General features: G+C 59.5%; 5 protein-coding genes. 3 read left to right on the forward strand and 2 right to left on the reverse strand.

Going from position 1 to position 8,841, the window contains the following annotated elements; all coding sequences use genetic code 11:
• Nucleotides 1–7 precede the first annotated feature (7 nt).
• The gene (locus ACMLHZ_RS08015) at nucleotides 8–2,584 is read right to left on the reverse strand and encodes an EAL domain-containing protein (RefSeq protein WP_418667232.1); all 2,577 of its coding nucleotides are present in this window, start codon (nucleotides 2,582–2,584) and stop codon (nucleotides 8–10) included.
• Between the two features lie 262 nt (nucleotides 2,585–2,846).
• Between ACMLHZ_RS08015 and ACMLHZ_RS08020 the strand changes: the two genes are divergently transcribed.
• Nucleotides 2,847–4,349 (forward strand): hypothetical protein, encoded by a 1,503-nt coding sequence (locus ACMLHZ_RS08020; RefSeq protein WP_418667233.1) that lies wholly within the window; start codon nucleotides 2,847–2,849, stop codon nucleotides 4,347–4,349.
• Between the two features lie 254 nt (nucleotides 4,350–4,603).
• On the opposite strand, the gene ACMLHZ_RS08025 is transcribed toward ACMLHZ_RS08020, so the two are convergent.
• Nucleotides 4,604–5,845 (reverse strand): PucR family transcriptional regulator, encoded by a 1,242-nt coding sequence (locus ACMLHZ_RS08025; RefSeq protein ID WP_418667234.1) that lies wholly within the window; start codon nucleotides 5,843–5,845, stop codon nucleotides 4,604–4,606.
• A 208-nt stretch (nucleotides 5,846–6,053) separates the two neighbouring features.
• Between ACMLHZ_RS08025 and ACMLHZ_RS08030 the strand changes: the two genes are divergently transcribed.
• Together ACMLHZ_RS08030 and ACMLHZ_RS08035 are read left to right on the forward strand one after the other, a co-directional pair.
• Entirely contained in the window at nucleotides 6,054–7,979 is a 1,926-nt protein-coding gene (locus ACMLHZ_RS08030; protein WP_418667235.1) for an FAD-dependent oxidoreductase, read from the forward strand.
• Between the two features lie 303 nt (nucleotides 7,980–8,282).
• Nucleotides 8,283–8,792, forward strand: a complete 510-nt coding sequence (locus ACMLHZ_RS08035) for a hypothetical protein (protein ID WP_418667236.1) — start codon at nucleotides 8,283–8,285, stop codon at nucleotides 8,790–8,792.
• Nucleotides 8,793–8,841: the final 49 nt, after the last annotated feature.

Below are 8,841 nucleotides of genomic sequence, written 5' to 3' on the forward strand. Positions count from 1 at the left end.
CGCGCGCTCACCCCTTCCGTAAAAGGCATTCGTCCTTGCCGCCGGCCTTTGCAGCATACATGGCCTCGCGGGCCCGGCGTATGATTTCATCCAATGGTTCCTCTGCATTCCAGAGCGCTGTGCCGGCAAAGCAGGCCACCAAATCCGGATCCGCGTAACGGCTCTCATAATACGCCCGGAGAATGGCCGTTTCTTTCTTGTGGGCAGCTTCCATGGAGCTTATGTGGCGCATCACAACCAGAAATTCATCCCCGCCCATTCGGACCAGCACATCGTCCGCCCGTGTGTGGGCACGCAGAAGGGAGGCAAAGTGTAAGATCAAATGATCGCCTTCCACATACCCATACTTCTCGTTGAACTTTTTCAAATCGTCCAGTTCAAACAGATAAACAGCGAAGGAAGACGCATGCCGCGGGGCTTCGGCGATGGTGTACAGCCCCCGGCGGTTGAGCAGGCCGGTCATGGTGTCTGTGCAGGACTCATCCTGAAGAGAACGCATCCGCACCTGAAGCGTGTGGATACTCATCGCCCGCAGGGCCCGCCTGCGCAGCGACTCCTGACTATGGGGCTTAGCCGCATAATCGGCGGCGCCCAGCTCCATGGCGCTGCGCTCCAGTTCCATATCCAGCGGTCCCGTGGCGATGCACGGCGTCTCCCAGGCGCCCCGCTCCTTTTGAACCGCAGTCAGGATATCCGCGCCGCCCTGCAGTGTTAAGCTGAGAATCACCGCCGATATCTGATACGGATGGCTTCCCAGAATTTTAACCGCCTCCTCATAGCTGCCCGCCTCCCGTACCTTGAAGCGGTCGGAGAAGGTCCTGTGTACCTGAGCACGGTATTCCTCGTCCTCATCGGCCACCAGCAGAGCCCTGTCCATGCGGTCCGCAGGACCGGCAGGCGGGCTGTTTTCCATGTTTGTGGGCGGGGCCTGCGCTGTCAAGACGGAAACGAAATTTCCCACAGGCATGGGTTTGGCAAAATAATAGCCCTGGGCGTAGTCACACCCATCGTTTTGAAGCCTCTCCAACTGCTCCCGGGTCTCCACGCCCTCCGCCACCACGCTCAATTTCATCCAACGGGCCAGATCCACAATAAAGCGCAGGATGCCCTGCCCGGTGGGTCTTGTGATCTCGGTCTGGATAAACTTCATATCCAGCTTCAGCACGTCAACGGGCATTTCCGTGAGCATATTCAGCGAAGAGTAGCCGCTTCCAAAGTCGTCCATCTCAATCACGAAACCCAGCCTGCGCAGAGCGCCCAGAGTCTCGATAAGCTGCCTTGAGGTGTCTGTGTATGCGCTCTCCGTGATCTCCAGGTGCAGGCGGGAGGGGGAAAGCCCGTGCCGCCGAACGAGACCCGTCAGGACGTCAGCCAGATCCGTGTTGTAGATATCCATCCGGGAGACGTTGACAGATATGTTGATGCTGGGATAGCCCTTCCGGTCCCATTCCTGGAGCAGAGCGCAGACCCGCTCCCAGACATATTGGTCCAGCTTTGTGATAAAGCCGTTGCGCTCAAAGATGGGGATGAACTCCGCAGGCGGCTGCAGGCCCCATTCCGGGTGGTTCCAGCGCACCAGCGCCTCGGCCCCCGCCAACCGGCCGTCCCGGATCTGGTACTTGGGCTGCAGGTAGACCTCAAACTGTCCCGTGGCCAGGGCCGTTTCCATGCCGTCCGTGATGGCCTGCCTGCGCAGCAGCGTACCACGCAGCTTATCGTCGTACAGGGCAAAGTGCTTGCCGTACTTTCCCTTAATGCTGTGCGCCGCCAGCAGCGCCCGGTCACACATCTGTTCCACGGAAATCTCCCGGTCCTCCACCGCGTAGATACCGTATTTCATGGTCACGTTCTGGGCGCCGAAGCCGCTGTTGATCCTGCTGTCGGACTGGGTGAACATCTCGTCCGCATAGTCCTCGCGGTGTTCCAGAAGGCAGGCGAACTGGTCCGCGCTCAGGCGGCCGCAGATCCCGTGGTCCTCCAGCCGTTGGGTGCAGAGCTCCGCCACCTGCCGCAGCAGGCGGTCGCCCGCGGCCATGCCAAAGGTGTCGTTGATCAGTTTGAAGTCCTCAATGTCGGAACAAAGGATATCATATTTCACCTCCGGATTCCGAAACAGGATATCCCTGACCTGCTGGCAGAAATATTCCTTGCTGTACACCCCGGTGACCCGGTCATACTGGATCTGATGGATGAGGGCGGAGGTCTCCCGCAGGCGGATAATGCTGGCTGCCCGGTGCAGAATAACCTGGGCGCGGTAGGGCTTGGTAATGAAGTCTGTGGCCCCGTGGGAAAGCGCGGCCACCTCATCCGCCTCACTGTTGTTGGACGTTGTTACAATGACCGGGATCGAATTCAACCTGTGATCTGCTTTCAAATGCTTCAGAAAGGTGTAGCCATCCATGACCGGCATAACAATATCCAACAGGACCAGAGAGATTCCCTCTCTGTATTTCTCCAGCAGCAACAGGGCCTGCTCCCCGTTTTCTGCCTCCAGAACCGTGTATTGAGAAGACAGGATGACACACAGCGCCGCCCGGTTGATCTCATTGTCTTCCACCACTAAAACTTTTCTCTCGAACAGCATTGCTCACACCCGATCCTTCACACCATTCATGCAGATATGCATATAATTCCAATTGCAAATGACGCATATTTGTCATTTTAAATGACAAATAATAAACTTCAGCACTCCCAAACTATAGAATACTTTATTTTTATGCAAAGTTCAAGAGCACATCCGCATTTGACAATGACACTTAAACGTCATTTCAAATGACAAATAATGCAAATTTTATTGCAACTTTAATCACTTTAAGGTATACTGGTATAAAAAGGAGGATGAGACCGTGCAGTTCTATGAAAAGCTGATTTTTGTCATGAATTTAACTCAAACGACAAACCGGGAGCTGGCCCTGGCGGCGCAGGTAGACCCCTCCATCATCAGCCGATTCCGCAGCGGAAAGCGCGGGCTTCCGCGCAATCTGGAGCCGCTGCGCAGCATGGCGGATTTCCTTGCCGAACGCTGTACCGGCGAATATCAGAGAAGAGCTCTGTCGGAGATGGCGGGGGTCAGGCGGGTCCTCATGGACAGGCAGGATCAACTGTCAGAATTTTTATTTTGCTGGCTGTGCGGTGACGACGACGGAGTGGACCGCTTTATGCGCAGCTTTGAATCGCTCACCATTCAGGGGGTGGCGTCCAACCCCACCCTGGAAGCCACAACGATCAGCCGCAAAGGGAATTTTATTCATTTTGGAAATGAGGGAAAGCGTGCCGCGGTGCGGTCCATGTACCAACACCTGCTGGCCCGGCAGGAACCGGGCACGATCTGCATTCTTGCCGATGAGACCGACGATTGGCTGATGGAGGATTATGATTTCACCTCCCAAATGCAGGCCTGGCTGCTGGACTGTATCCGGCGGGGCTTTCAGATCTGCCACATCATTCCGCCAATCTATTCGGGTGATCAGATTCTGGAATCCCTGGCCCGCTGGATCCCGCTCTACATGACCGGCAAGGTAAAAGCCTATTTTTATCCTCATATCCGCGACCGCCTTTCCCGGCACACCATCATCATGCAGCCCGGACAAATCGCGATCGCGTCCCATTCCATGGCGGGCGATCCCACCAGCTACGCCACGATGCTGACCACAGACCCGGGGGTGCTCCGGGCGACGGAAGCGGAGTTTCAGGCCTACCTCGCCCTGTGCCGCCCAATGCTGAACACCTACTCGGAACCCCAAAAGCTTTTCCAGTGCTTTATGAAATTCCTATCCCCCCAGGGCTTCCGCATTCAGAAGCTGATCTCCTTGTCCGCGGTGACCGCGCCCTTTGAGCTTGTCGCGGACTCCATCGGAAAAAGAGAAGATCCCGAGCAGAAACGCCTGGGAGAACTTTATCTTCAGGAGATGAGGCGGCTGGAACAGGAGCAGGACCAGTACAATCTGATCGATATCGTTCACCTGGCCAGCGCCGACCAGGTCCGTGCCGGCACAGTACCCATCACCTCCACCTGCCGGTCGGTCGGCACCCTTTACTACACCCCGCAGACCTATTCCCTGCACCTGAAGAAGATCCTGCACATTTTGGACACGCATGAAAATTATCACTTTGTCCCCCTGGAAGGGTCTGTTGAACAGGAGAGCTCCCTTATGGTCAAGGAAAATCACAGAGCGCTTCTGGTGCATACCTCGGAGCCCTTTACCGTCTTTGAGATTTCCCAGCCTGAGATCGTGGCCCTGTACCGGGAGTACCTGCTTCGCCTGGCGGAAAAAGTGGGATACACCGGCATTCACCGAACGAAGATCAAGTCCCGGCTTCGGGAACTGATCCGGGAGCTGGAGGAGTGACATATGAAAACATGGCGCCAGTACCAGCCTCTGTTGGCTGCGGCCAAATCGGAGACCGCTCAGGAGATAGCAGAGCCGTCACAATGCAGGAGGTAAGGGCTGCCGCCGCAAAGTGTTCGTGAGCCAAGCGTCACAGGTCACAAAAAACCCGTCTGAAAACGCCGGAAAGGCTGTTTTCAGACGGGTTTTTTGTGTGGGTTTTATCTTCAATGTTCTTTGGGCCTTGTAGTGTCCGCTCCAGTTTGGCCTGCATCCTATCCGCCCACCGGATATTTTTTGTCCCCGTCAATTTTACCGGCAGGCTCCTGTCCCGGGGCGTCGGCGTAAATATCCACCCCCAGCTGCTCCATGTACCTCATCCACAGGGGCAAAAGCTTCCCCAGAACACGGAACAGCAGCTTGTCCTCCTCGTTGGTCAGGTCGTACCGCCACAGCTTCTCCAGGATCTGCACCCGGTAGCGGATGGTGTTGGGGTGGGTGTACAGCTGGTCCCCGGTTTTGGTGTAGCTGAAATTGTTCTCCACAAAGGCGGCGATGGTGTCCGCCAGCACCGCCCGCTTCTCCGGGTGGAAGCGGTTCAGCTCCCGCGTCATGGCCGCCAGCATTCGGTTGATGGGCCAGCCGTTGTCCGGGTAGCTGAAAAGCCGGTAGATCCCCAGGCTCCCATAGTGGTAAACCTTTTTCCCATCCGCCAAAAGTGCGCCGATGCTGGCCGCGTGGCGGGCCTCCTCCAGCGCCGCGCACAGTTCTCCCCGGGGGTAGACCTCGCTCACCCCCACGGTGCAGCCTCTTCCGTTCTGTTCCAGCAAGGCCGCAAGCTCCCCGGGCACAGCCTCTCCGCCGGGCTCTCCGGCAAAGGCCAACAGCGGCCCGTCCGGCTGGGCGAAAGCAAAGCAAAGGCGGCTGCCGAATTCCCGGTGGATCAGGTAGCCCAAAAAGCGGCTGCCCTCCGCCGGGCCCCGGCCTGCCTCCAGCCGCAGCACCACGGCCCTGCCCCGCTCCGGCAACCGGGGTAGGCTCTCCTCCGCCGGCTCGCGGCCCTCATAGGCGCTGCATAAGAGCCGGTGGGCTCCGGCGGACCTCAGGCCCTCCTGCTCCAGCCCGGCGCACAGGGCGCACCCGTACTCCACCAGGATCTCCTCCCACGTGGAAAAGTCCTGGCCGCCACGGGAGAGGATGAGCTCCCCCACCGTCACGCCGCCGCGGTTTACCCTGCCCCACAAAAGATATTCCTGGCGTCCCGTGTCGAAATAGCGGCAAAGCCCCTCCAGTTCCGAACCACCCGGCAGCTTGTGGCAGCCCTCGGAGATTGAGCCCGTCCAGCTGTGGTCCAGGGGCGGGCAGGCGTAGACGTCCTGCCCAAGCACCGCCACCGCCCGGCAGCCCAGCTGCCCGGCGTATTCCGCCAGCAGCCCCTTTACCCGCCTCTCCGAAAAGGCAGCCCGCAGCGCCCCGATAAAACGGGTCAGCTCCTTCGCGTCCAAATCGCAGCCCATCAAAAACGCTTCCTTCCCTATGGTGTGCCCCTTCAGGGCGGCCCGCTTGTTTCATTATAAGCCGGATCCCACCGCAAAGCAAACCTCCCGCCGGGCCGAACCGCAGGCTACAAAAAACGCCCTCCACTTTTGTAGCGCGCTTTTTCCCGGGCTGTGCTACACTGGGGGCAGCAAACGGTTAATCTTTTAACATCAGGAGGTATCCATTATGAAACAGCAATTCCCGGACCTGTTCACCCCGTGTAAGATCGGCGGCCTCACCGTCAAGAACCGGATCGTAAAATCCCCCCAGACCACGGGGCTCAGCAACATGGACGGCTCGGTCACCGCCCGGCTGGTGCGCCACTATTCCGACATCGCCAAGGGCGGGGCGGGGCTTGTGATCGTCGAGTACGCCTATGTGGACGAGATCGCCAGCAAATCCTGCCACTGCCAGCTGGGCATCACCTCCCACGAACACATCGCCGGGCTGGGCTGGCTGGCCGACAGCATCAAAAACAACGGCGCCAGGGCCGGCATCCAGATCGAGCACTGCGGCCGCCAGCGCTTTTTGGGCCCCCCCATGAAGTCCGCCTCCCGCCAGCCCTGGCCCATGCTGGCCGAGCAATTCAACTATATCCCCGAAGAGCTCACCATCGACGAGATCAAAAAGCTGGTGGCGGATTTTGGCAACGCGGCGGTCCGCGCCCGTGACGCCGGCTTCGACCTGGTCGAAATCCACGGTGCCCACGGCTACCTCATCACCAACTTCCTCTCCCCGCACAGCAACCACCGCACCGACTGGTACGGCGGCAGCCGGGAGAACCGCTTCCGCTTCCTCCGGGAGATCGTGCAGGACTGCCGCCGCAAGCTGGGCCCGGATTACCCCCTGGGGGTGCGCCTCAGCGGCACCGACTACGAGCCCGAGGGCATGACCATCGAGGACACTGTCTATTACGCCCGGGAGCTGGAAAAGCTGGGGGTCAACGTCCTGCACATCTCCGGCGGCGACCACCACACCATGATCCACCAGGTCACCCCCATGCAGCTCCCGGTGTGCTACAACACCTGGGCCGCCGCCGAGGTGAAAAAGGCGGTACATATCCCGGTCATCGCCTCCGGCTCCATCACGCTGCCCCAGTATGCCCAGGATATCATCAAGAGCGGCAAGGCCGACTTTGTGGGCCTTGCAAGACCCCTGTGGGCCGACCCCGAATGGCCCAAAAAGGCCATGGAGGACCGCCCCGAGGATATCCGCCCCTGCATCCGCTGCAACGAGGGCTGCCTCCAGCGCAGCTCCTTTGTGGGGCGTTCCCTCATGTGCGCCGTCAACCCCGTCCTGGGGTTCGAGGACGCTCTGGCCATCACCCCCGCCCAAGAGAAAAAGAACGTGGTGATCGTGGGCGGCGGCCCCGCCGGCATGGAGGCCGCCCGGGTGTGCGCTTTGCGCGGCCACACCGTCACCCTCTACGAAAAGCGCGAGCTGGGTGGGTTCCTTAAAGAGGCTTCCGCGGCCGACTTCAAGGCGGACATCCGCAACCTGAGCGCATACCTCATCACCCAGATCGAAAAGCTGGGCGTCAAGGTGATCCGCGAGGAGGCCACCCCGGAGAAGCTCAAGGGCTACGACCACTGCCTGGTGGCGGCGGGCGCCCGGCCCATCCAGCCCAGGATCCCCGGAAATGGCGCTTCCAAGATCGTGGGCGCCCTGGACGTCATCAACGGCGCCCAGGTGGGCCAGAATGTGGTGGTGGTCGGCGGTGGGCTCATCGGCACCGAAACCGCCGTCGAGCTGGCCGAAAAGGGGCACCGGGTCACCATTGTGGAGATGCTGGACAACATCATGAACGGCTGTGCCATCACCGACATTCTGGCCTACTGGGAAATGCTGGGCAAAAACCAGGTGGCCGTTCTCACTCAAAACCGCCTGATGGAGGTCACGCAGGAGGGCGCCGTCCTCTCCGACAGCCGGGGCCGCAGCCAAACCCTTCCCTGCGACAGCGTGGTCATGGCCATCGGCCTGCGCCCGGACCACACCCTGTACGAGCAACTGGCCGACAGCGGCATGCCGGTGGAAGAGATCGGCGACTGCGGGCATGTGGGCAAGATCCTGGACGCCATGCACGAGGGCTATAAGGCCGGGCTGCGGGTTTAAAACAGCATTATGGCATAAACCGCCAAAGGGGCCTGCGCAAAACAAAAATTTTGCGCAGGCCCCTTTTTTGCACACGATTGTCCCGCTTGCCGCAAAAGGCGCCGCTTTGTGCCCTTCCCGCACAACCACATCGCCGCGCCTGCGTAAAAAGGCCAGTTTTTTGTGTTTTCCCCCTGTAAAAACAGTCAAACCGCGACTATACAACATCTTATTCCCATGGTATCATAATGGAGAAGCGGTGTCGGCAAGTGCCCCGCCGCAAAGCAAATACAAAAAACAAGCAAACGATCAGGAGGAAAACACATGAAACGCATTCTCGCTTTGGCGGCGGCCGCGGTGCTGGCCCTCGCCCTGTGCAGCTGCTCCGGCTCCGGCAAAAAGAGCGGCGGCGAAACTCCCCCCGCCCTGGGCGACACCGTCAAGACCATCTTCTTTGATTTCAGCGTCGAGTCGGCCCAGTGGGTGGACGGGATCAACGGCTACACCCCCGCCGAGGGCAACGCCCTGCTCGACACCGTGATCAAGATCAAAAACACCAGCGGCGACGAGCTGCCCATGGGCATCTACGATTTCCAGGCCCAGTGGGGCGGCGAGGGCGAAGAGGACTTCGCCTTCCAGGACGAAAGCATCACCGGCGACGGCGTCATGCCCGTGGAGTTTTACATGTCCAAGGGCGAGACCGTCGAGTATCACGTGTATTTCGAGATCCCGGCCGGCTCCACCGATCTGTCGGTCTCCTACTGGGAGCTGTACACCGACAAGAACGGCGAAGAGCAGGAAGGCGACACCTATTTCGTCTACTTCACCGCGTGATCTTTAAAGCCCGCGCAAAAACCGCCGCCCGGCCTCTGAAAAGAAGCCG

The sequence above is a fragment of the Allofournierella sp. genome, assembly GCF_048388525.1.
Classification (GTDB): Bacteria; Bacillota; Clostridia; order Oscillospirales; family Ruminococcaceae; genus BQOK01.

What these genes read in the sequence shown, in the direction of transcription:
- ACMLHZ_RS08015 (WP_418667232.1), bottom strand. Translation starts at nt 2,584, where the DNA reads ATGCTGTTCGAGAGAAAAGTTTTAGTGGTGGAAGACAATGAGATCAAC.
- ACMLHZ_RS08025 (WP_418667234.1), bottom strand. Translation starts at nt 5,845, where the DNA reads ATGGGCTGCGATTTGGACGCGAAGGAGCTGACCCGTTTTATCGGGGCG.
- ACMLHZ_RS08030 (WP_418667235.1), top strand. Translation starts at nt 6,054, where the DNA reads ATGAAACAGCAATTCCCGGACCTGTTCACCCCGTGTAAGATCGGCGGC.
- ACMLHZ_RS08035 (WP_418667236.1), top strand. Translation starts at nt 8,283, where the DNA reads ATGAAACGCATTCTCGCTTTGGCGGCGGCCGCGGTGCTGGCCCTCGCC.